Annotated in this window: 20 protein-coding genes and 1 pseudogene; 12 read left to right on the forward strand and 9 right to left on the reverse strand. The window is 71.5% G+C overall.

Annotated elements, in window-relative coordinates; genetic code table 11:
* Positions 1 to 40: 40 nt before the first annotated feature.
* Genes nrdE through nrdH form a run of 3 tightly spaced genes read right to left on the reverse strand, consistent with a single transcriptional unit; the run spans position 41 to position 2870 of the window.
* Positions 41 to 2197, reverse strand: coding sequence for a class 1b ribonucleoside-diphosphate reductase subunit alpha (gene nrdE / locus QQZ13_RS03410; RefSeq protein ID WP_284527704.1), 2157 nt, complete (start codon positions 2195 to 2197; stop codon positions 41 to 43).
* Positions 2179 to 2610, reverse strand: a complete 432-nt coding sequence (gene nrdI / locus QQZ13_RS03415; protein WP_284527705.1) for a class Ib ribonucleoside-diphosphate reductase assembly flavoprotein NrdI — start codon at positions 2608 to 2610, stop codon at positions 2179 to 2181. Before nrdI ends, nrdE begins: the two co-directional genes overlap by 19 nt.
* A 26-nt stretch (positions 2611 to 2636) precedes the next feature.
* Complete coding sequence (nrdH, locus tag QQZ13_RS03420; RefSeq protein ID WP_284527706.1) at positions 2637 to 2870, reverse strand: glutaredoxin-like protein NrdH; 234 nt, start codon at positions 2868 to 2870, stop codon at positions 2637 to 2639.
* Between the two features lie 352 nt (positions 2871 to 3222).
* Between nrdH and QQZ13_RS03425 the strand changes: the two genes are divergently transcribed.
* Entirely contained in the window at positions 3223 to 4431 is a 1209-nt protein-coding gene (locus QQZ13_RS03425; RefSeq protein ID WP_284527707.1) for an MFS transporter, read from the forward strand.
* A 38-nt stretch (positions 4432 to 4469) separates the two neighbouring features.
* On the forward strand, positions 4470 to 5234 hold the full coding sequence (locus tag QQZ13_RS03430; RefSeq protein WP_284527708.1) for an alpha/beta fold hydrolase: 765 nt from the start codon (positions 4470 to 4472) through the stop codon (positions 5232 to 5234).
* A 42-nt stretch (positions 5235 to 5276) separates the two neighbouring features.
* On the opposite strand, the gene QQZ13_RS03435 is transcribed toward QQZ13_RS03430, so the two are convergent.
* A complete protein-coding gene (locus QQZ13_RS03435) occupies positions 5277 to 5699 on the reverse strand; it encodes a pilus assembly protein CpaE (RefSeq protein ID WP_284527709.1) in 423 nt (140 codons plus the stop codon).
* Between the two features lie 67 nt (positions 5700 to 5766).
* Here QQZ13_RS03435 and QQZ13_RS03440 point away from each other — a divergent pair, with 67 nt between their 5' ends.
* Positions 5767 to 6927 (forward strand): acyl-CoA dehydrogenase family protein, encoded by a 1161-nt coding sequence (locus tag QQZ13_RS03440; RefSeq protein WP_284527710.1) that lies wholly within the window; start codon positions 5767 to 5769, stop codon positions 6925 to 6927.
* Positions 6928 to 6938: 11 nt separating this feature from the next.
* Here the strand turns inward: QQZ13_RS03440 and QQZ13_RS03445 are convergent, their stop codons facing one another.
* On the reverse strand, positions 6939 to 7211 hold the full coding sequence (locus tag QQZ13_RS03445) for a metal-sensitive transcriptional regulator (protein WP_284527711.1): 273 nt from the start codon (positions 7209 to 7211) through the stop codon (positions 6939 to 6941).
* Between the two features lie 95 nt (positions 7212 to 7306).
* Here QQZ13_RS03445 and QQZ13_RS03450 point away from each other — a divergent pair, with 95 nt between their 5' ends.
* The 4 genes and pseudogenes from QQZ13_RS03450 to QQZ13_RS03465 all read left to right on the forward strand — a co-directional run bounded on the left by QQZ13_RS03450 (position 7307) and on the right by QQZ13_RS03465 (position 10595).
* Positions 7307 to 8578: a DUF445 domain-containing protein gene (locus QQZ13_RS03450; protein ID WP_284527712.1), complete on the forward strand. Its 1272-nt coding sequence runs from the start codon at positions 7307 to 7309 to the stop codon at positions 8576 to 8578.
* A gap of 51 nt (positions 8579 to 8629) precedes the next feature.
* Entirely contained in the window at positions 8630 to 8971 is a 342-nt protein-coding gene (locus tag QQZ13_RS03455; RefSeq protein ID WP_284527713.1) for a gamma-glutamylcyclotransferase family protein, read from the forward strand.
* Positions 8971 to 9867, forward strand: a pseudogene (locus QQZ13_RS03460) (agmatinase family protein); the annotation flags it as partial. The gene QQZ13_RS03455 and the pseudogene QQZ13_RS03460, both read left to right, overlap by 1 nt.
* Positions 9868 to 10124: 257 nt before the next feature.
* Positions 10125 to 10595, forward strand: coding sequence for a histidine phosphatase family protein (locus tag QQZ13_RS03465; protein ID WP_284527714.1), 471 nt, complete (start codon positions 10125 to 10127; stop codon positions 10593 to 10595).
* Positions 10596 to 10626: 31 nt separating this feature from the next.
* On the opposite strand, the gene hutI is transcribed toward QQZ13_RS03465, so the two are convergent.
* From hutI to hutH, 3 genes are read right to left on the reverse strand one after another with little or no spacing between them, the layout of a single operon-like run.
* Complete coding sequence (hutI, locus tag QQZ13_RS03470; RefSeq protein ID WP_284527715.1) at positions 10627 to 11820, reverse strand: imidazolonepropionase; 1194 nt, start codon at positions 11818 to 11820, stop codon at positions 10627 to 10629.
* Positions 11817 to 13514, reverse strand: a complete 1698-nt coding sequence (hutU, locus tag QQZ13_RS03475; RefSeq protein ID WP_284527716.1) for a urocanate hydratase — start codon at positions 13512 to 13514, stop codon at positions 11817 to 11819. The genes hutI and hutU overlap by 4 nt, the downstream gene beginning before the upstream one ends.
* Positions 13515 to 13530: 16 nt before the next feature.
* On the reverse strand, positions 13531 to 15135 hold the full coding sequence (hutH, locus tag QQZ13_RS03480; RefSeq protein ID WP_284527717.1) for a histidine ammonia-lyase: 1605 nt from the start codon (positions 15133 to 15135) through the stop codon (positions 13531 to 13533).
* Positions 15136 to 15187: 52 nt separating this feature from the next.
* Here hutH and QQZ13_RS03485 point away from each other — a divergent pair, with 52 nt between their 5' ends.
* On the forward strand, positions 15188 to 15967 hold the full coding sequence (locus tag QQZ13_RS03485) for an IclR family transcriptional regulator (protein WP_284527718.1): 780 nt from the start codon (positions 15188 to 15190) through the stop codon (positions 15965 to 15967).
* Positions 15968 to 15998: 31 nt separating this feature from the next.
* On the opposite strand, the gene QQZ13_RS03490 is transcribed toward QQZ13_RS03485, so the two are convergent.
* Positions 15999 to 17000 carry a LacI family DNA-binding transcriptional regulator gene (locus QQZ13_RS03490; RefSeq protein WP_284527719.1) on the reverse strand — a complete coding sequence of 334 codons (1002 nt, stop codon included), beginning with the start codon at positions 16998 to 17000 and terminating at the stop codon, positions 15999 to 16001.
* Between the two features lie 196 nt (positions 17001 to 17196).
* Here QQZ13_RS03490 and QQZ13_RS03495 point away from each other — a divergent pair, with 196 nt between their 5' ends.
* The 4 genes from QQZ13_RS03495 to QQZ13_RS03510 are packed head-to-tail and all read left to right on the forward strand — an operon-like array spanning position 17197 to position 22401.
* A complete protein-coding gene (locus QQZ13_RS03495; protein WP_284527720.1) occupies positions 17197 to 18465 on the forward strand; it encodes an extracellular solute-binding protein in 1269 nt (422 codons plus the stop codon).
* A gap of 5 nt (positions 18466 to 18470) precedes the next feature.
* The gene (locus tag QQZ13_RS03500) at positions 18471 to 19601 is read left to right on the forward strand and encodes a carbohydrate ABC transporter permease (protein WP_284527721.1); all 1131 of its coding nucleotides are present in this window, start codon (positions 18471 to 18473) and stop codon (positions 19599 to 19601) included.
* On the forward strand, positions 19598 to 20509 hold the full coding sequence (locus QQZ13_RS03505) for a carbohydrate ABC transporter permease (RefSeq protein WP_284527722.1): 912 nt from the start codon (positions 19598 to 19600) through the stop codon (positions 20507 to 20509). The genes QQZ13_RS03500 and QQZ13_RS03505 overlap by 4 nt, the downstream gene beginning before the upstream one ends.
* Positions 20506 to 22401 (forward strand): glycogen debranching N-terminal domain-containing protein, encoded by a 1896-nt coding sequence (locus QQZ13_RS03510; RefSeq protein ID WP_284527723.1) that lies wholly within the window; start codon positions 20506 to 20508, stop codon positions 22399 to 22401. Before QQZ13_RS03505 ends, QQZ13_RS03510 begins: the two co-directional genes overlap by 4 nt.
* Positions 22402 to 22405: the final 4 nt, after the last annotated feature.

The following is a 22405-nucleotide window of genomic DNA, read 5'->3' on the forward strand; positions in this document are numbered from 1 at the left end:
CGTTCCTTGGGAATCGGTCGTTGAGCGAGCGAGCCGCGGCTCAGAGCATGCAGGAGACGCACTCGGACATGTCGGTGCCCTCGAGCGCCAGCTGACGCAGGCGGATGTAGTAGATCGTCTTGATGCCCTTGCGCCAGGCGTAGATCTGCGCGCGGTTGATGTCGCGCGTGGTGGCGGTGTCCTTGAAGAACAGCGTCAGCGACAGGCCCTGGTCCACGTGCTGCGTCGCCGCGGCGTACGTGTCGATGACCTTCTCGTAGCCGATCTCGTACGCGTCCTCGTAGTACTCGAGGTTGTCGTTCGTCATGAACGGCGCCGGGTAGTAGACGCGGCCGATCTTGCCTTCCTTGCGGATCTCGATCTTCGACGCGATCGGGTGGATCGAGCTCGTCGAGTTGTTGATGTACGAGATCGAGCCGGTCGGCGGCACGGCCTGGAGGTTCTGGTTGTAGATGCCGTGCTCCTGGATCGACGCCTTCAGCGCCGTCCAGTCCGCCTGCGTCGGGATGTGGATGCCGGCGAACAGCTCCTTGACCTTCTCGGTCTGCGGCACCCACTCCTGCTCGATGTACTTGTCGAAGAACTCCCCCGACGCGTAGGTCGAGTCGGCGAAGCCGTCGAAGGTGGTCTTCCGCTCGATCGCGATGTTGTTCGAGGCGCGCAGCGCGTGGAACAGCACCGTGTAGAAGTAGATGTTCGTGAAGTCCAGGCCCTCTTCCGAGCCGTAGCGGACGTGCTCGCGGGCGAGGTAGCCGTGCAGGTTCATCTGGCCGAGGCCGATGGCGTGCGAGCGGTCGTTGCCGTCCTCGATCGAGCGGACCGAGCGGATGTGGCTCTGGTCGCTGACCGCGGTGAGGGCGCGGATGCTCGTCTCCACCGTGCCCGCGAGGTCCTTGCCGTCCATCGCGAGGGCGATGTTCATCGAGCCCAGGTTGCAGGAGATGTCCTTGCCGATCTGGCCGTACGAGAGGTCCTCGTTGTAGGTGGTCGGCGTGTTGACCTGGAGGATCTCCGAGCACAGGTTCGACATGTTGATCCGGCCCTTGATGGGGTTCGCCCGGTTCACCGTGTCCTCGAACATGATGTACGGGTAGCCCGACTCGAACTGGATCTCGGCGATCGTCTGGAAGAAGTCGCGCGCCTTGATCTTCGTCTTCTTGATGCGGGCGTCGTCGACCATCTCGCGGTACTTCTCGGTGACCGAGATGTCGCCGAAGGGCACGCCGTAGACCTTCTCGACGTCGTACGGCGAGAACAGGTACATGTCCTCGTCGTTCTTGGCGAGCTCGAACGTGATGTCGGGCACGACGACGCCGAGCGACAGCGTCTTGATGCGGATCTTCTCGTCGGCGTTCTCGCGCTTGGTGTCGAGGAACTTCATGATGTCGGGGTGGTGCGCCGAGAGGTAGACGGCACCGGCGCCCTGACGCGCACCGAGCTGGTTGGCGTAGCTGAAGCTGTCTTCGAGGAGCTTCATGACGGGGATGATGCCGCTGGACTGGTTCTCGATCTGCTTGATCGGGGCGCCCGCCTCGCGGATGTTCGAGAGCAGGAGCGCCACGCCGCCGCCGCGCTTGGACAGCTGCAGGGCGGAGTTGATGCCGCGGGCGATCGACTCCATGTTGTCCTCGATGCGCAGCAGGAAGCACGAGACGAGCTCGCCGCGCTGGGCCTTGCCGGTGTTGAGGAACGTCGGGGTGGCCGGCTGGAAGCGGCCGGAGATGATCTCGTCGACGAGCTGCTCGGCGAGGGTCTCGTCGCCGTCGGCGAGGCCGAGGGCGGTCATGACGACACGGTCCTCGAAGCGCTCGAGGTAGCGCTTCCCGTCGAAGGTCTTGAGCGTGTAGCTCGTGTAGTACTTGAAGGCGCCGAGGAAGGTCTCGAAGCGAAACTTCGCGCCGTAGGCGCGGTCGTTCAGACGCTGGATGAAGTCGAACGAGTACTTCTCGAGGACGGCGCCCTCGTAGTACTCCTTCTCGACCAGGTAGTCCAGGCGCTCCTTGAGGGAGTGGAAGAACACCGTGTTCTGGTTGACGTGCTGCAGGAAGTACTCCCGCGCGGCGCGCTTGTCGGCGTCGAACTGGATCTTGCCGTCCGCTCCGTAGAGGTTCAGCATCGCGTTCAGCGCGTGGTAGTCGAGTCCCTCGAACCGCTCATCGGTCTTGAAGGTCGTGTCGGTCACTGCAGCTTCCACCATCGTTCCAATCCGTCGGTCACCCGATCGACGTCGTCCTGCGTGCCGAACAGTTCCAGCTTGTACAGGTGCGGCACGTGGCACTTGCGGCTGATGATGTCCCCGGCGGCGCAGAAGGCGTCGCCGAAGTTGGTGTTTCCTGCGGAGATGACTCCGCGGAGCAGGGACCGGTTGGCCCCGTCGTTGAGGAAGCGGATGACCTGCTTGGGGACCGCGCCCTTCTCCTCGCCGCGCCCCTGGCCCCCGCCGTAGGTGGGTGTCACGAGCACGAACGGCTCGTCCACCACCAGGGCGGGGTCGGAGGCGTGGAGCGGAAGGCGGAGCGCCGGCATCCCGAGCTTCTCGATGAAACGCGCCGTGTTGCCCGACACGCTCGAGAAGTAGACGAGCAGCGGTGCGTCGGTTGCGGTCAGCATCTCAGCGCACCCCGCTCTCTCTCGGATTACGCGAGCCGGGAGGCCAGCTCGTCGATCTTGTCGGGACGGAATCCCGACCAGTGGTCCTCGTCGGTGACGACGACCGGGGCCTGCAGGTAGCCGAGCGACTTGACGTGCTCGAGCGCCGCCGGGTCCTCCGACAGGTCGAGGATCTGGTAGTCGATGCCCTTCGAGTCCAGCGCCCGGTAGGTCGCATTGCACTGAACGCAGGACGGCTTCGTGTAGACCGTGATCGCCATGGTGATCCGCCTTTCCCCTCTCAAAAACCTGGTGTGTGTCGGCGGTGCCTCCGCCGGGAGTCCAATACTACATATGGGTACGGACATTGGGGGCAACCACAAGGGATAGTAGTTACATCCGTGTAGTTTTCCACCGCTCTCCCCTGATACAACACAGGTTGTCCACCGTTTCATCCACAGCCGGCACCCCGATTCCGAACCTGGAAAATCCCTGAATCACGGGCATTTCCTCCGGCCGTCCGGAAACTGTCCACAGGGCCGACGCTACGACCGCCCTCCGACACGCGATCGCCCTGTGGAAACGACGGTCCGGCGTGTCGCGGCGTGTCGCGCGGATGGGTAGCGTGGTGGGGTGGCCGGCTACCGGGATCTTCTTCGCACCCCCGGGGTCGCGCGCATCATCGCGGCACAGCTGACCGCGCGGTTCCCCAACGGCATGACGAGTCTGGCGATCCTGCTGCACGTCGAGCGGCAGACCGGGTCGTACGGGGCGGCGGGCCTCGTCCTCGCGGCGGCGTCGATCGGCCAGGCGGTGGCCGGACCGGTCACCAGCCGCTGGATGGGCGCGTGGGGCATGCGGCGCGTGCTGACCCTGACCACGGCGGTCTGCGCGGCCGCGATCCTGGTCCTGGCGCTCGTGCCGATGCACCTCGTGGGCTACATGGTCTTCGGCCTGATCGCCGGGCTCTCGACGCCGCCGGTCCAGTCCGCGGTGCGCACGATCTACCCGAAGATCGTGAACTCCCGCCAGCTGACGCCGCTGTTCTCGCTCGACGCGAGCCTCCAGGAGATCATCTGGATCCTCGCGCCGGTGCTCATCACGATCGTCGCGACACAGGCGGGCACCGTTCCGGGCCTCCTCATGATCGTGGCGATCCTCGTGGGCGGCGGCGCCTGGTTCATCCTCTCGCCCGAAGTGGGGCGCGTGCGCATCCCGCGCAGCCGGCGCGCTTTCGGGAAGGTGCTCGGCAAGCCCGTGGTGCTGCTGGCCACGGTCACCGGCTTCCTCCTCATCGGCGCGTGCGCCGCGGTCGAGGCCGGCGTCGTGGCGACCTTCGGTCACGGCGGGCTCGAAGCGGGGCTCGTGCTCGCCATCTTCTCGGTCGGCAGCCTCGCCGGCGGCCTGTCCTTCGGCCACATCCCGATCGGCCCCTGGGCCATGGCACGGCGGCTCACCGTCGTCGCCGTGGGACTCATCGCCAGCGTCTTCCTGCTGTCGTCGTTCTGGGGCCTCAGCGCCTCGCTGTTCGTCGCGGGCATCGGCATCGCGCCCGCCCTCGCCGTCATGTTCGCCATGACGAGCGCAAGCGTGAAGTTCAGCGAGACCGCCGAGGCCTACGGCTGGATCGGGACCGGCCAGCTCATCGGCGCGGCCGCCGGGTCGGCCGTGGCGGGCTTCCTCATCGACGGCGTCGGCTACGTCGGCGCCTACTGGGCGGCGGCCGCCTTCGCGATCGTCGGGGCGATCGTCGCCGCGACGTGCGTGCGCGGCTTCCCCGACCTCCGCGGACGCGACGTGAGCCCGATCCCCGACACCGAGCCCGTCCCGGTCATCACCTGACCCGTCGCCGCGGACGCGTCCGGTCCTAGGCTGGGCGCATGCCCGCTGCCCTCACCCTGCCCCGCCTCGCCTGGGGCTCGCCCGACGCCTCGCGGCACGCGCTGCTGATCCACGGCCTCGGCTCCAGCGGCGCCCTCATGTGGCGCTTCGGGACCGCGCTCGCGGACGCCGGCTGGTGCGCGACGGCGGTCGACCTCCGCGGGCACGGCACCGCGCCCCGCGCGCTGGACTACACGATCGGCTCGTACGCCGCCGACGTGCACGGCACCGCGCCGCAGCGGCGCGACGGCGGGAACGGCTGGGACCTCGTGATCGGGCACTCCCTCGGGGGTGCCGCAGCGACCGTCGCGAGCGCGCAGGACCCGGCCTGGACCCGGCGGCTCGTCCTGGTCGATCCGGGCATCCATCTCGTCGACGCCGATCGCGAGGCGGTCACGGCCAGCCAGGAGCAGGCCTTCGCCGACACTTCGCAGGCGGCGGTGCGCGCCGAGCACCCGCACTGGCACCCGCAGGACATCGAGCTCAAGTCGCTCGCCGCCCAGCAGGCGAGCCGATGGGCCGTCGAGCAGACCGGGGCGCAGAACACGCCGTGGGACGTGCGGGACGACGCGGCGCGGCTGACCGTACCCACCCACGTGCTGGGCGCCGACCCGGCCGTGTACTCGCTGTTCACCGGTGAGCTCGCTGCGCAGGTGCGCCGCAACCCGGTCGTCACGATGTCGGTCGTCGCGGGCGCGGGCCACTCACCGCACCGCGACGCCCCCGAGGAGACGATCCGCCAGCTGTTCGCCGCGCTCGGCTGACGGACCCTCGGCTGACGGCGCCTCGGCGGACGCCGGGCGGGATCAGGCGATGCGCGCCAAGAGCGCGAGGACGGCGAGCGCATAGGCGTCCTCGGGCTGCGGGTGCTCGAACCGGTGGAGCTCCTCGGCCGATCCCTGATCGCGGCGCAGCGCGATCTCGACCACGTGCGTGTCGGCGAGACGGTGGAGCGAGCGGAAGGCGCCGCGGAGCAGCTCGCGCAGCTGATCCTCACGGGGCAGCCACAGCGCGTCCTCGAGGGCGACGGAGTCCAGCGCCCACTCGGTGGTGCCGTTGAAGGCGAGGATCGTGCCGGTCGGGTAGGACCGCGGCTCGATGGTCATCTCGCTCACGGTGAAGACGTCGGCCTCGAACTCGGGCTCGTCCAGCTGGAAGCGGTCCCCCGAGGCCGGATGCCAGACGAGGCCCGCGTCGCGCAGAGCCAGGGCGAGGTCGGTCGAGATCATGCGACCATCCTCTCCCGCGCGCGACGGAGGCGGGGCCGTGCTCCCTCTGCGGGAGCAGAATGGAACGGTGACGACGTTCGACCCCACCGACCTCCTGCCCGACGATCTCCTGGAGCGCATCCGCTCCCGCGCCGCGTCCGTCGACGCGGGCAACGTCTTCCCCGACGCCGACCTCGCCGAGCTGCGGACCACCGGGTACCTCGCGGCGCTGGTGCCCGCAGACCTCGGCGGGGCGGGACTGGGCCTGGCCGAGGTGTCCGTCCTCCAGCAGCGGCTGGCGACGGCGGCGCCGGCGACGGCCCTGGCGATCAACATGCACCTCGTGTGGACCGGGGTCGCGAAGGTGCTCGCCGACCGCGGGATCGACACGCTCCGCTTCGTGCAGGAAGGCGCGGCCGCGGGCGAGGTCTTCGCCTTCGGCATCAGCGAGGCCGGCAACGACCTCGTGCTGTTCGGGAGCGACACCGTCGCCGAACCGCTGCCCGACGGCGGGTACGCGTTCACCGGCACGAAGATCTTCACCTCGCTCGCGCCGGTGTGGACCCAGCTCGGCCTGCACGGCCTCGACACGACGAGCCCCGACGGCCCGCAGATGGTCTACGCCTTCGTCCCCCGCACCGAGGCCGTCGTGACCCGCGACGACTGGGACACCGTCGGCATGCGCGGCACGCAGTCCCGCACCACCGAGCTCCACGGCGCGGTGGCCGCACCGGACCGGGTCGTGCGGCGCATCGCGCCGGGGCCGCAGCCCGATCCGCTCGTCTTCGGGATCTTCAGCGTGTTCGAGCTGCTGCTGGCCTCGGTCTACACGGGTATCGCCCGGCGGGCGCTCGACCTCGCGGTCGAGGCGGCGAAGTCGCGCACGTCCAAGCGGACGGGCCGGTCATACGCCCAGGACCCCGACATCCGCTGGCGCATCGCCGACATGGCCCTCGCCTACGACGCCCTGCTCCCCCAGATCGAGTCCCTGAGCCGCGACGTCGACGAGCGCGCCGACCACGGCGGGCTCTGGTTCGCCAAGCTCAGCGGCGTCAAGCACCGCGCGGTGACGACCGCCAAGCAGGTCGTCGACGAGGCGATGCTGGTGGCCGGCGGGTCGTCCTACTTCACGCGCAACGAGCTCAGCCGGCTCTACCGCGACGTGCTGGCCGGGATGTTCCACCCGTCCGACCCGGAGTCGGCGCACAGCACGGTCGCCGGCGCCTGGCTCGGTCCGCTGGAGGCCTGAGCGCCGCGGCGTCAGCGCCCCTCGAAGTCGTACGCCTTCAGCAGCTCGGCGACGGCCTGCTCGCGCTCCGCTCCCCCGCTCTCGAACATGTGGGCGACGTGGGTGCGCAGGTGATTCTCGATGAGGAGCTTGTCGAGCGACGCGAGGGCCTTCTGGATGGCACGCGACTGGCCGATGATGTCCATGCAGTAGTCCTCGTTCTCGATCATCCGGGCGAGGCCGCGGATCTGGCCCTCGAGGATGCTCGTGCGGTGCAGGGCGCGCTTCTGGATGTCATCGATCACGCCGCCAGAATACGCCGCGCGCGGGGGTGCGGTTCCGGCGGCAGTCCCGCGCGCCGTCGTTCCCGCGGCGGCCGTGCGCGTGCGAACATAGCGGGATGGTCCGCACCCCGACGTCGCTGCTGAGCCCTGCAGACCAGGAGCGGCGCCGCGGCCTGCGGATCATGAAGGGCGTGGCCCTCGGAGCGCTCGTGTTCATGGCGGTGCTCTTCGTCGTCGCGTTCGCGCTCGAGGACCGGTATCCGTGGCTGTCGTACGTCCGCGCCGCCGCCGAGGGCGGGATGGTCGGCGCCCTGGCGGACTGGTTCGCCGTCACGGCCCTGTTCCGCCACCCCCTCGGGATCCCGATCCCGCACACCGCGATCATCCCGCGCCGCAAGGACGAGATCGGCCGGAGCCTCGGCGAGTTCGTCGAGACCAACTTCCTCGACGGCGACGTCGTGCGCGAGAAGCTGCAGTCGACCGCCATCGCCGCAAAGGCCGGCGACTGGCTGCGGGTGCCGGACAACGCCGAGCGCGTCGCCGCCGAGGGCGCGGCGATGGCCACCGGGATCCTCCGGGCGCTCAGTGACGACGAGGTGCAGGACCTCATCGGAGACCTCGCGCGCGAGCATCTGCTGAGCCCCGAGTGGGGGCCGACGGTCGGGGCCTGGCTCGACCGCGTCGTCGACGCCGACGCCCACCGCGGCGCCGTCGACCTCGCCTTCGACAGCATCGCCCTGTGGCTCGAGACGGGGCGCGAGTCCTTCACGGGCCTGGTCTCCCGCCGGCTGCCCTCGTGGGTCCCCTCGGTCGCCATGCGTCTGGTCGACGACACCGTGTACAACGAGGCCGTGAAGTTCGTCGCCGCGGTGCAGGCCGATCCCGCCCACCCGGCTCGGGCGGCCATCGACCGCTACCTCGCGCGGCTGGCCGACAACCTGCAGCACGACCCCGAGACGATCGGGCGCCTGGAGGATGCCAAGAGCGCCGTCTTCGACAGCCCGCGCGTGCGTCAGCTCGCCGCGGAGGCGTGGAACACCGCCAAGGCGGGCCTGCTGCGCGCCCTCGAGGACCCGGCGAGCGGGCTGCGCCGCCGCGCCACCGAGGCGCTCGCCGAGATCGGCGGGCGGCTGTCGGCCGACCCCGCGCTGCAGCAGCGCGTCGACGACCGCATCACCGACGCCGCCGTCTTCCTGGTGGGCCGTTACCGTCACGACATCGCCTCGATCATCACCGACACGGTCGAGAAGTGGGACCCGGCGGAGACGACCGAGAAGATCGAGCTCATGGTCGGCCGCGACCTGCAGTACATCCGCCTCAACGGCACCGTCGTCGGCGCCCTGGCCGGGGTGGCGATCTTCGCGATCGCCCACGCCTTCCTCGGCTGAGCACCGGCTCGTCACGTCGCCGCCGCGGCGGCCCCGGGGTAGCCTGAAACCGTGGCGGACGCGACCGAGCTCCTGTTCACCTACGGCACGCTGCAGTTCGCCGAGGTGCAGCTCGACACGTTCGGGCGCGTGGTCGCCGGCGACTCCGACGTCCTGCCCGGGTACACCATCGACTACGCCGAGATCGAGGACGCGCGCGTCGTCGACGTCTCGGGCCTGTCGGTGCACCCCGTCCTCCGCGCGACGGGGAACCCCGTCGACAAAGTCATGGGAAAGGTGCTGCACATCACTTCCGAAGAACTCGACGCCGCCGACGAGTACGAGGTGTCGCTCTATCGCCGCACCTCCGTCACTCTGGCGAGCGGACGCACGGCCTGGGTCTACGTCGGCTGATGACGAACGCACCAGACACCACGCTTCCCGCCGACCCGCTGTGGCCGCGTGCCGGTCACTGGCCGGCCTGGGAGGGCTCCTCCGACGCGGTCCTCGTCGGCGCCCCCGCCTTCCGCACCTCGCTGTCTCCGACGGGCGCGCACGCGACGCCGACCGCCGTCCGTGAGGCGCTGCGGCGATTCAGCCCCACCCTGGTCGGTCCGCCTGCGCTCGACCTCACCGACATCCTCCGCATCGCCGACGCCGGCGACGTCGACGATCCCGACGGGCCCGAGGGCGAGGAGCGCCTGCGCGCCCGCGTGCGCGAGCTCGCCTCCGCGGCGCTGGTCGTCACCCTCGGCGGCGACAACTCGGTGACCTACGCCGCGGCCCAGGGCGCGAAGGCGACCGGGCTCATCACGATCGACGCGCACTTCGACCTGCGCGACGGAATCTCCAACGGCTCGCCCGTGCGTCGCCTCATCGAGGACGGACTCGATCCGCGGCGCATCGTGCAGATCGGCATCGCGGACTTCGCGAACTCCGCCGCCTACGCCCATCGCGCCGCCGAACTCGGGATCACGGTCGTCACCCTCGACGAGCTCAGCCGCCGCGGGATGGACGACGTCGTCGCACAGGCGCTGGAGATCGCGGGCGCCGGCGACGGCGCGGTCATCCACCTCGACGTCGACGTGGACGTCTGCGACCGGTCGGTCGCCCCGGCCTGCCCCTCCTCGCTTCCCGGCGGCCTGGCCGCGTGGGAGCTGCGCGCCCTGGTGCGAGCGCTGACCGTCGACCCGCGCGTGCGCTCGGCCGACATCGTCGAGGTGGACGCCGAGGCCGACGCGCCCGACGGGCGGACCGTGCGGCTGGCGGCCCTGTGCGTCCTGGAGATGCTGACGGGACTGGCCGGACGCGCCGTGGGCCGGCAGAGCGGTCCCGCGCCGACGGTCGACGCGCCGCGCGCGTCCGACGCGGCGAGTGAGACGGACGACACACATGGTCACGACGCCTCCGAGAGCACGAGCGACGCGGACGACGCGCCTTCCGGCGGTGCGCCCGGATCGGAGTGGGCGCCGCCGGACGATTCCGAGCCGGAGCCGTGGCCCGCGGGGCCGGCACCGCTCGATCACGCGGGGCAGGAAGACGACGACCGTTCCGAGGAGGAGCATCGGTGATCACCCTGGCGCTCGTGCGGCACGCCAAGAGCGACTGGGGCGACCCCGGACTGGACGACCACGACCGTCCGCTCAACGATCGCGGACGTCGTGACGCGCCGGTGCTCGCGGCGCGCCTGGCGCAGACCGGCTTCCGGCCCGAGGCCCTCCTCACCTCCACGGCGCTGCGGGCCCGGACGACCGCCGGCTTCTTCGCGGAGGCGCTCGGCGTGCCCGCTCAGGAGCGCCCGGAGCTGTACGGCGCGCCGGCGCGCACGCTCCTGTCCGCCGCCGCCACCAGCGGCGCCCGACAGGTGATGGTCGTCGCCCACGATCCCGGGATGTCGGTGCTCGCCGACGCGCTGTCGAGCGGCGACATCGGCGCGATGCCGACCTGCGCCGTGGCCGTGTTCACCTGGGACACCGACGACTGGGATGTCGCCACCTCCGTCGACCCGGCGTCGTGGACCTTCGACAGCCCCCGCTGACCCGTCCCGACCCGTCGGCCGGCAGCGTGCTCTAGCGGATCCTCTCGCCGCCCCGATAGACCTCGCGCACGAGCGGGACCCCGGGGCGGTAGGCCAGGTGCACGCGCGTCGGCGCGCCGAGCACGACGAGGTCCGCACGCGCACCGGCGCCCAGGCGTCCGACGTCGTCCCGGCGGAGCGCCCGTGCTCCCCCGGCAGTGGCCGCCCACACCGCCTCGGCGGGCGTCATCCCCATCTCGCGGACGGCGAGGGCGATCATCAGCGGCATCGAGCTCGTGAAGCTCGACCCGGGATTGCAGTCGCTGGCGAGGGCGACCGTGACGCCGGCATCGATCAGCCGCCGCGCGTTCGGGTACGGATGACGGGTGGAGAACTCCACGCCGGGCAGGAGCGTCGCGACCGTGTCGGAACCGGCGAGAGCCGCCACGTCGGCATCCGTCAGGTACGTGCAGTGGTCGACGGAGGCCGCGGCGTGCGCGACGGCCAGCGCGGCCCCCGCGCCTTCGCCGAGCTGGTTGCCGTGCAGCCGGGCGGGAAGTCCGGCCGCCGCCCCCGCGGCGAGGATGCGCTCGGTCTCGGCCGGGGTGAAGGCCCCGGTCTCGCAGAACACGTCGATCCACCGCACGAAGGGGCGGACCGCGTCGAGCATGGGCCCACACACGAGGTCGACGTAGGCCTCGCGGTCCTCCGCGAACTCGGGCGGGACGACGTGCGCCCCGAGGAAGGTGACCTCCTCGGTCACCTCCGCCGCCAAGCGCGCGCTCCGTGCCTCGCCGTCGACGGTGAGGTCGTAGCCGGTCTTCACCTCGAAGGTCGTCGTCCCCTGGGCATGGAGCTCGGCGACGAAGCCCGCCAGCCTCGCGCGCAGGACGTCCTCGTCGGCGGCACGGGTCGCCGCCACGGTGCGCCGTATGCCGCCTGCCGCATACGGCGTCCCCGTCATCCGCGCCTCGAACTCGTCGGCCCGGTCGCCGCCGAAGACGAGGTGGGTGTGGCTGTCGACGAACCCCGGGATGACCGCGGCCCCGGCCAGGTCGACGACCTCGGGCCGGGCGTCCGACGTGGCCGCCTCGAGGGCCGACGCGGGGCCGGCCCAGACGATCCGGCCGCCGTCGATCAGCAGTGCGGCGTCCGCGATCGTGCCGAGCGCGTCGGAGGGGTCGTCACCGAGGCCCACGACGTTCGTCGTCAGCTCGCCGATCCCGGTCAGCAGCAGCGCGCTCACAGCATCGGCACTTTCAGCCCGCGCTCCCGGGCGACCTCTGCGGCCCGCTCGTAGCCGGCGTCGACGTGCCTCATCACACCCGTGCCGGGATCGTTCGTCAGCACCCGCTCGATCTTCTCGGCGGCGAGCTCGGTGCCGTCGGCGACGATCGCCTGCCCCGCGTGGATCGAGCGGCCGATGCCGACGCCGCCGCCGTGGTGGATCGAGACCCACGACGCACCCGACGCGGTGTTGAGCAGGGCGTTCAGCAGCGGCCAGTCGGCGATCGCGTCCGAGCCGTCGGCCATCGCCTCCGTCTCTCGGTAGGGCGAGGCGACAGAGCCGGCGTCGAGGTGATCGCGGCCGATGACGATGGGGCCCGACAGCTCGCCGGAGGCGACCATCTCGTTGAACCTGAGCCCGGCGAGATGGCGCTCCTTGTAGCCGAGCCAGCAGATCCGCGCCGGCAGTCCCTCGAAGTGGACGGTGCGACCGGCCTTGTCGAGCCAGCGACGCAGCGGCGCATCGTCGGGGAACAGCTCGGCGACGGCGCGGTCCGTCTTCGCGATGTCCTCCGGATCGCCCGACAGGGCCACCCAGCGGAACGGCCCGCGGCCCTCGGCGAACAGCGGACGGATGTAGGCGGGCACGAACCCCGGGAAGGCGAACGCCCGTTCGCATCCGCCGAGCTCTGCCTCGCGGCGGATCGAGTTGCCGTAGTCGAAGACCGCCGCTCCGGCGTCCTGGAAGCCCACCATCGCCGCCACCTGACGTGCCATCGACGACCGGGCGCGGTCGGTGAAGCCCTCGGGATCGCGCAGCGCCTCGCTCCGCCACTGCGCGAAGGGGATCTCGCTCGGCAGATACGCGAGCGGATCGTGCGCACTCGTCTGGTCGGTGACGATGTCGATGTCGATCGTGCCGGCGTGCTGACGTCGCAGCAGCTCGGGGAAGACGTCGGCGGCATTCCCGACGACGCCGACGCTGAGCGGCCGCCCGGCGGCCTTGGCCGCCAGCGCCCGTTCCACCGCGGCGTCGAGGTCGGTGGTGTACTCGTCGAGGTAGCCGTGCTCCACCCGGCGCGCGAGCCGCGACTCGTCGACGTCCACGACGATGACCGCTCCGTCGTTGAGGGTGACCGCCAGCGGCTGGGCGCCGCCCATTCCCCCCGCTCCCCCGGTCAGGGTGAGCGTGCCTGCGAGCGACTCCTTCCCGAGCGATCGGGCCACGGCCGCGAACGTCTCGTACGTGCCCTGGAGGATCCCCTGGGTGCCGATGTAGATCCACGATCCGGCCGTCATCTGCCCGTACATCGTCAGGCCGAGCTGCTCGAGCCTGCGGAACTCCGGCCAGGTCGCCCAGTCACCGACGAGGTTGGAGTTCGCGATCAGCACCCGCGGAGCCCACTCGTGCGTGCGGAACACGCCGACGGGCTTGCCCGACTGCACGAGCAGGGTCTCATCCGGCTCGAGCTCGTCGAGCGTGCGCACGATCGCGTCGAACGCCTCCCACGACCGGGCGGCCCGGCCGGTGCCGCCGTAGACCACGAGGTCCTCGGGGTGCTCGGCGACCTCGGGGTCGAGGTTGTTCATCAGCATCCGCTTGGCCGCCTCGGCGCCCCAGCTCTTGGCGGTGAGGTCGGCGCCGCGCGCAGCGCGGACCGGGCCCCGCGCGTTCGCAACTCCGGAATCTTCGGCACCATGCGACGACATCATGTGTTCCTCCTCGGTTTCAGGCCGGGTCTTCCGGAGTCGTGAACGCCGGATCGCTGGCAGCGACGGCGGTGCGGGCGATCTCCCCCGCGAGCACGAGCCCGGTGACAGCCTCGAGCTCGGGCGACACGACGCGGTCGGGCCCGGGGCCCGCGACCGATCGGCGCACCAGGGCGCGCACCGCGCCCGTCACCGGGCCCGGCTGCAGCGGGGCGCGCAGGTCGAGGGCGCGGCAGCCGGTGATCACCTCGATCGCCAGCACCCGCGCGAGCCCGTCGATGCCGCGGCGCAGCTTCCGCGCCGCCGACCAGCCCATCGACACGTGGTCCTCCTGCATCGCCGACGACGGGATCGAGTCGACCGACGCGGGGACCGCGAGGCGCTTGAGCTCCGACACGATGCCGGCCGCCGCGTACTGCGCGATCATGAGGCCGGAGTCGACGCCCACCTCGTCGGCGAGGAACGGCGGCAGCCCGTGGCTGCGCGAGCGGTCGAGGGCGCGGTCGGTGCGGCGCTCCGAGATCGACGCCACGTCGGCGACCGCGATGGCGAGGAAGTCGAGCACGTAGGCGACCGGGGCGCCGTGGAAGTTGCCGTTGGACTCGACCCGTCCGTCTTCGGTGATCACGGGGTTGTCCACGACGGATGCCAGTTCGCGGCCCGCGATGGCGCGCGCATGATCGATCGTGTCGCGCGCGGCGCCGTGCACCTGGGGCGAGCACCGCAGCGAGTAGGCGTCCTGGACGCGCGTGCAGACGGCGGGGTCGCGGTGGCTGGCGACGATCGGCGACCCCGCGAGGAACGCCCGCAGGTTCGCCGCCGACGCGGCCTGGCCGAGCTGGGGTCGCAGCGCCATGAGGTCGGCGGCGAAGACGGCGTCGGTGCCGAGCTGGGACTCGATCGACAGCGCGGCCGCCGCGTCGGCGGTGACCAGGAGCGCGTCGAGGTCGTGGAGGGCGAGGGCGAGCATGCCCAGCATGCCGTCGGTGCCGTTGATGAGCGCGAGCCCCTCCTTCTCCTCCAGCAGGAGCGGGGCGATGCCGGCGGCGGCGAGCGCGTCGGCGGCGGGGACGGGATCGGGGAGGCCGGGGAGGCGCACCTCGCCCTCGCCGAGGGCCGCCAGCGCGACGTGCGAGAGCGGTGCCAGGTCGCCCGAGCAGCCGAGTGAGCCGTACTCGCGCACGATCGGGGTGATGCCCGCGTCGAGCATCTGCGTGTACGTCTCGACGACCACGGGCCGGACGCCGGTGTGCCCGGAGGCGAGCGTCTGGAGCCGCAGGAGCATGAGGGCGCGCACGACCTCGCGCTCCACTTCGGCTCCGGTGCCCGCCGCGTGGGAGCGGATGAGACTCGCCTGCAGCTGCCGGCGGCGCTCGGGGGCGATGAACGTCGTCGCGAGCGCGCCGAAGCCGGTGGAGATGCCGTAGCGGGGCTCGGGGTCGTCCGCGAGACGTTCGACGAGCGCCCGGCTGCGCGCGACGCGGTCGAGGGCCTCGGGCGCGAGGCGCACGCGGGCGTCGTGCCGCGCGACCGCGACGACCTCGTCGATCGTGAGCGGCCGCGCCCCCACGGTGACGGCGGGGACGGCGTCTGTACGGGCGACGGTGGGGACAGCGGAGGCCATGACCCGATTCCACTCGCCTCCAGAGCCGATCACCAGCGACTTCTGTCATCCTGTGTCTGTGATCCCAGACAGTTCCGACCGCCCGCAGGTGCCGGCCGCAGACCAGACGCTGCGCGTGCTGTCTTTCCTCGCCCGCCAGCGCGGCCCCGTCGCCGCCCGGACCATCGCGGAGCAGCTGGCGATCCCCCGGTCCACGATCTACCACCTGCTGGGCGCCATGGCGCGGCACGGGTTCGTCGTGCACCTCGAGCCCGACCGTCGGTGGGGGCTCGGAACCGCCGCCTTCGAACTGGCCGGCGGCTACACCCGGCAGGAGCCGCTCGCGCGGCTCGGACGTCCGCTCGTGGCCGCTCTCGCCGACCGCACCGGCGAGAGCGCCCATCTGGCGGTGATGACCGGACGCGACGTGCTGTACATCGTCGAGGAGCGCGCGCCGCGTCGGCCCGCCCTCGTCACCGACGTCGGCGTGCGCCTTCCCGCCCATCTGACCGCCACCGGGCGCGCGATGCTCGCGCATCTTCCCCGCGAGCAGGTGCGCGCGCTCTATCCCGATGCCGCGGCGTTCTCGGACCGCACCGGCCGGGGGCCGGGACGGCCGAGCGAGCTTCGCGACCTGCTGCGCGGCAGCCGGGAGCGCGGCTACGCCACCGAGGACGGCGAGGTGACGATCGGCCTGCGCTCGGTGGGTGCTCCCGTGCTCGACCACACCGGCTGGCCCGCGGCGGCGATCGCCGTCACCTGGCCCGACGATGCCGACCGGGACGCGGATCAGCTCGCCGCGCTGGCCGGTGAGGCGGCGCGCGAGCTGTCGCGTCGGATCGGCCGGCGGTGATCGACCCGCCGCACGGGCGGCGGGTGCGGGATCAGCGGACGATGAGGCGCGGCTCCACGAGCACGTGCGCGCGGCCGGGGGTGGGGCTGCGCAGCGACACGGCGCCGGCATCCCCCATGAGGAGGTCGAGCGCCCCCGTCGCGACGCGCTCCGGCAGCTGCTCGACGCTCGACAGCCCCAGCGCCTCGGCGGCGGGGGTGTTGTCGAAACCGACGATCGGCAGCGAGGGGCACCCGGCGGCGACCGCGGCGAGGTGGGCGCCGACGGCCAGCGAGTCGCTGACGCAGACCAGTGCGTCGATCGTCTGCGACGCCAGCGCCTCGGAGACCACGCCGCGCGCCCGCGCGACGTTCTCCTCGCAGACGAGGCGCACGGCCTCCGCCCCCGCCGGAAGGCTCTCCCGCCAGCCGCGCTCGCGGTCGTCCCCGGTCCCCGATCCTTCGGGCCACCCCAGGAACGCCACCCGGGGCCCGGCGGTCGCGAGCGCATGACGCGTGGCGGCCGCGGTCCCGGCTGCGCCGTCGACGTCGACCCACAGATGAGCGGGATCGGCGACGTCGTCGACTCCCCACGGACGACCGAACGAGACGAACGGCACGCCCCGCTCGATCAGCCAGGTCGTGCGCGGATCGCCGTGGAAGGTGCCCGTGATGACCACGCCGTCGATGTCGCCGCCGTCGCGGAGGTCGGCCATCTTTCGGATCTCCTCCTCGGGCGAGCGCGCGGCATACAGCGTCACGCGCAGCCCCCGCTCGCCCGCGTGCTCCGTGAGGGCGTGGACGAAGCGGTCCAGGACGACCCCCGAGATGCCGCCGGCATAGGGATCGAGGTGGATGCCGATCGTCGAGCTGCGGCGCGTCCGCAGCCGGCGCGCCGAGGCGTGCGGCGCGTAGCCCAGGCGCTGGATGGCCGCCTGCACGCGCTCGCGCGTCTGCTCGCGCACGATCGCGGGCGAATTGAGGACGTTGCTGACCGTCTGCCGGGACACCCCGGCGGCGAGGGCGACGTCCTCGATGGTGGCGGGCCTGTTCATCGTCTCCTGGTCGTCGTCGGTCGGAGGAGGGCGGTCGTCCGCGGTCTGGACGGACGGTCTTGACGGAGGGGGCGACGACGCCTTATCTTGTCAAGCATTCCACAATTTGAACGATCAAAGAAGTGCGCTCGCACGAATATGAACGTTCAAGCCATGTAACCCTGTGAGGGTTCCACACCGTTTCGAAGGAGATGCGATGAAGCGACACACAGCACGGACGCTGCTCGCGACGGGAGGGCTCGCGGTCGTGGCCGCGCTGACCCTCACCGGCTGCGGCCAGGGATTCAGCGAGACCCCCGACCCGTCGGGATCGGCGGGGGGCGACGCCGGCAGCCTGACGTCGTCCGACGACGCCCTGACGATCATGATCGGCTCCAGCGGCGACGCTGAGACCAAGGCCGTGCAGGATGCGGTGGCCGCCTGGTCGGCGGAGTCCGGCGTCGAGGCCGAGGTCGTCGCGGCGACCAACCTCAGCGAGCAGCTCGCGCAGGGCTTCGCGGCCGGCTCCCCGCCGGACCTGTTCTACCAGTCCACCGACCAGCTGGCGGCCTACGCCGACAACGGATCGCTGCAGCCCTACGGCGACCTCCTGCCCAATAAGGACGACTTCTACGAGTCGCTCGTGGCCAACTTCACCTACGACGGCACCTTCTACTGCGCGCCGAAGGACTTCTCGACGCTGCAGCTGATCATCAACCAGGGCCTGTGGGAGGAGGCGGGCCTCACCGAGGCGGACATCCCGACCACCTGGGAGGAGCTCGCCTCCGTCGCCGAGAAGCTCACGACCGGCGACACCACCGGCCTCGTCTTCGGCGGCGAGTACGCGCGCATCGGAGCGTTCATGGCCCAGGCCGGCGGGCGCCTCGTCTCCGAGGACGGCACCACCGCCGAGGCCAACAGCGACGCGAACGTCGAGGCGCTCGGCTACGTGCAGGAGCACCTGAAGGACGGCACGTTCGCCTACGCGGCCGATGTGGGCGCCGGCTGGGGCGGGGAGGCGTTCGGCAAGGAGCTCGGCGCGATGACGATCGAGGGCAACTGGATCACCGGCGCCCTCGGCGACTACCCCGATGTCGAGCCGCTCGTCGTGGAGCTGCCGGCCGGCCCCGCCGGTCAGGGCACGCTGCAGTTCACCAACTGCTGGGGCATGGCCGCCGACAGCCCGAACCAGCAGGCCGCCCTCGAGCTCGTCGAGTACCTGACGAGCGCCGAGCAGCAGCTGGCGTTCTCCGAGGCCTTCGGCCCCATGCCGTCGGTGCAGTCCGCCGCCGACCAGTGGAAGGCCGACAACCCCGACCTCGTCGCCTTCCTCGACGGCTCGGCGTACGCACAGGGCGTCCCCACGAACAAGGGGTCGGCCGACGTCGTCACCGACTTCAACGCCCAGCTCGGCTCGCTGAAGACGGGTGACCCCAAGGCCATCCTCGACTCGGTGCAGTCGAACCTCGAGGCCATCGTCGGCTGACGGACATGACCGCGCCCGTCACGCCGGCCGCGGCATCCACCCGTCCGGCCTCCACTCGGTCGCCCCGCTCCGGCGGGACGCACCGGGGGGAGGCCGGCGCGGGCTGGCTGTTCGTCTCGCCCGTCATCCTCATCCTCGGCACGTTCCTGTTCGTGCCGGTGCTCATGGCCCTCTGGGTCAGCTTCTCCGACTGGTCGGGGCGCGGCAGCCCCCTCTCCTCGAACGTCTCGTTCGTCGGTCTCGACAACTATGCGACGATCACCACCGGCGGTCTCGCGACGCGCGACTTCGGCACGGCGCTGCGCAACAACGCCTGGTACGTGCTGCTCGTCGTGCCGCTGCAGACCGCGCTCGCCCTCTTCCTCGCGGTGCTCGTCAGCCGCCGCATGCTCCGTGCACGCGGCTTCTTCCGCACCGCCTTCTACTTCCCCTCGGTGACGAGCTCGGTCGCGATCACAGTGCTGTGGCTCTTCCTGTTCTCGTTCGCCGGGCCCGTCAACGGGATCATCGCCTGGTTCGGCGGCGAGGGACCGAACTGGTTCCGCGAGCCGACCGGGCTCGTGCACCTGGCGCTCGGCGCGTTCGGCATCACCAGCGGCCCCGACGCCCTGACCCAGAACACCGCGCTCGGCCTGTCGTGGTGGGACTGGCTCGCCGGCCCCTCCGTCGCGATGTTCGCGCTCATGCTGATGGCGGTGTTCACGACGAGCGGCACGTTCATGCTGCTGTTCATCGCGGCGCTGCAGAACGTCGGCTACGAGCTGACCGAGGCGGCGATGATGGACGGCGCGAGCGCGTGGCAGCGGTTCTGGCGGATCACCCTCCCCCAGCTGCGACCGACGATCTTCACCGTCGTGACCCTGGGGCTCATCGGCTGCTGGCAGGTGTTCGACCAGATCTACACCGGGACCAAGGGCGACCCCGCCAAGACGACGATGACACCGGCGTATCTGTCCTACACGGCCGCGTTCCGCGAGAACGACTGGGGCGTGGGTGCGGCGATCGCCTTCATCCTCTTCCTCATCATCATCACGTTCACGCTCTTCCAGCGGTGGGTGCTGCGGGACCGTCCGGTCTCGCGCCGTCGCATCCGCGCCTACCAGAGCGCCACCTACCGGAAGGGGGCCACCTCGTGACCGACACCACCCTCGCGCGCGCCACGACGCCTCCCGTCGAACCGGCCCCCGCACCGTCGCGGCGCCGGCGTCGCTTCACCCTGCGAAGCGCAGCCGGTCAGGTCCTGCTCTACGCGATGATCGTCCTGCTCGCGGTCGTCTACATCTACCCGTTCCTCGTGCAGGTGGCGACCTCGTTCAAGACCGAGCAGGAGGCGGCGTCCAACCCGATCTCGCTGCTGCCGCAGACGTTCTCGATCGCCGCGTACGAGCGCCTGTTCCTCAACAGCGACTTCCCGCTGTGGTTCGCCAACTCCGCGGTCGTGACGATCCTCGTGACCCTCGGGCGCGTCTTCTTCGTCTCGCTCGCCGGCTACGCCCTCGCCCGGCTGCACTTCCGGGGCCGCGGATTCGTCTTCGCGATGGTGGTGGGCGTCATGGCGGTGCCGGCGGTCGTCCTGCTCATCCCGAAGTTCCTCGTGCTCAACCAGATCGGCATCTACGACTCCTACACGGGCATGGTGCTGCCGCTGCTGGTCGACGCCGCGGGCGTGTTCATCATGAAGAACTTCTTCGAGTCGATCCCGGCCTCGGTCGAGGAGCAGGCGCGCATCGACGGAGCCGGCACGTTCCGCGTGTTCTGGTCGATCGTCCTGCCGATGGCGCGGCCCGCGCTCGTGACGATCATCATCCTGTCCTTCCAGGGATCGTGGAACGAGCTCAGCCACTTCATCGTGGCGACCCAGTCGCCCGAGCTCACCACCCTGACCAAGGGCGTGGCCTCGCTCGCATCGGGACAGCTCAGTCAGGGCACGCAGTACCCGCTGAAGCTCGCGGCGGCGGCGATCATGACGATCCCGGTCGCGGTCCTCTTCTTCATCTTCCAGAAACGCATCATGAACACCAGCGAAGGAGCAGTGAAGGGATGACGGACGGACTCCAGCCGTTCCTGTCGGATCGGGTGGTGGCGCTCAGCGCCCCCACGCAGACGTGGTCGGGAGCGGACGGCGACATGGGCGCCGCGCCGATCGACGGCGTCTACCACGGCGACACGAGGTTCATCCGCGGGGTGGAGCTCCGCTACCTCGACGCGGAGGGGCTCGAGGTGCGGCCCGAATGGGTGCGCGCGAGCGTCCCGGCCGCGACCGAGGTGCGCTTCGACGCGCTGCTGCGGGGCGTCGACGACCGGTGGCCCGATCCGAAGGTCCGGCTGGAGCGCGTGCGCCGGGTCGCCGACGGCACGGTCTCCGAGACGCTGACCGTGCGCTCCCACCTCGACGCGCCGCTGCGGCTGGCGCTGCGCGTCGCCGTGACCCCCGACTTCTCCCCTCTGCAGGAGGTCAAGGCGGGGGCGCCCGCGCCCGGCGGGTGGACCGCCGCCGCCGACGCGCCGGGCACGGTGGTCGTGCGCCGCGGCGAGGCGGACCTGACGCTGACGGCCCCGGACGGCGAGGTCACCGTCGCGGCGGACGACCTGAGCGTCGCGTGGACGCTCGAGGTGCCCGCACGCGGCGTCGCCGAGGTCGCGTGGACGGTCGCGCTGCACGACCCGTCGCTGGTCGTGCGCGGCGTCGCCGACCCGGCGCCGTGGAGCGTGCCGCCCGCACCCGCATCCGCCGACCCGCGCCTCGGCCGGTGGCTGACCCAGGCCCTCGGCGACCTGGAGGCCCTGCGCCTGGCACTCCCGGACCACCCGGACGACGTCTTCTACGCCGCCGGGGCCCCGTGGTTCTTCACCCTCTTCGGGCGCGACTCCCTCTGGGCCGCGCGCCTCATGCTGCCCGTCGACCGCTCGATCGCGGCGTCCACGCTCCGCGTCCTCGCGCGCCTCCAGGGAACCGCGACGACGCCCGCGACGGCCGAGCAGCCCGGCAAGATCATGCACGAGCTGCGGTCGGACACCCTCTCGATGCCCGGCGAGGGGATCGAGCTCCCGCCGCTGTACTACGGCACGGTCGATGCGACCCCGCTGTGGGTGTGTCTCCTGGCCGATGCGGCGCGGCTCGGCATGCCGGACGGCGAGGTGGAGGAGCTGCTCCCTGCGCTGGAGCGCGCGCTGGCGTGGATCGTCGAGAGCGCCGGCGAGGACGGATTCCTGGATTACGTCGACGAGACGGGCCACGGCCTGTCGAACCAGGGCTGGAAGGACTCGGGCGACTCGATCCAGTGGCGCGACGGCCGGCTCGCCGACGGCCCGATCGCCCTCAGCGAGGTCCAGGGCTACGCCTACGAGGCCGCTCTCGGCGGCGCCGACCTGCTCGACCGCTTCGGGCGCGCGGGCGGCGAGGCGCTGCGCGCGTGGGCCGCGGGCCTGAAACGCCGCTTCGCCGAGCGGTTCTGGGTCACCACCCCCGAGGGCCGCTACCCGGCCATCGCCCTCGACCGGGACGGCCGCGCCGTCGACACCCTCACCTCGAACGCGGGGCACCTGCTCGGCACCGGAATCCTGGAGCCCGCGGAAGAGCAGGCGATCGCCGCGCTCATGGTGGCTCCCCCGATGTCGTCGGGGTTCGGCCTGCGGACCCTGTCGACCGGCGCCGCGGGCTACTGGCCGCTCAGCTACCACGGCGGCAGTGTCTGGACGCACGACACCGCCATCGTCGCGCGCGGCATGGCCCTGGCGGGTCGCACGACCGAGGCGCGCGCGCTCGTGACGGGACTGCTCGCGGCGGCCGAGGCGTTCGACTACCGGGTGCCCGAGCTGCACGCGGGCGACGCGGCATCCGACGTGCGCGCTCCCGCGCCGTATCCGGCGGCGTGTCGCCCGCAGGCGTGGTCGGCCGCCGCCGCCGTCACCGCCTGGGAGATCCTGCGCGGCTGAGGCC

The organism is Microbacterium sp. T2.11-28 (assembly GCF_950097975.1).
Lineage (GTDB): Bacteria > Actinomycetota > Actinomycetes > Actinomycetales > Microbacteriaceae > Microbacterium.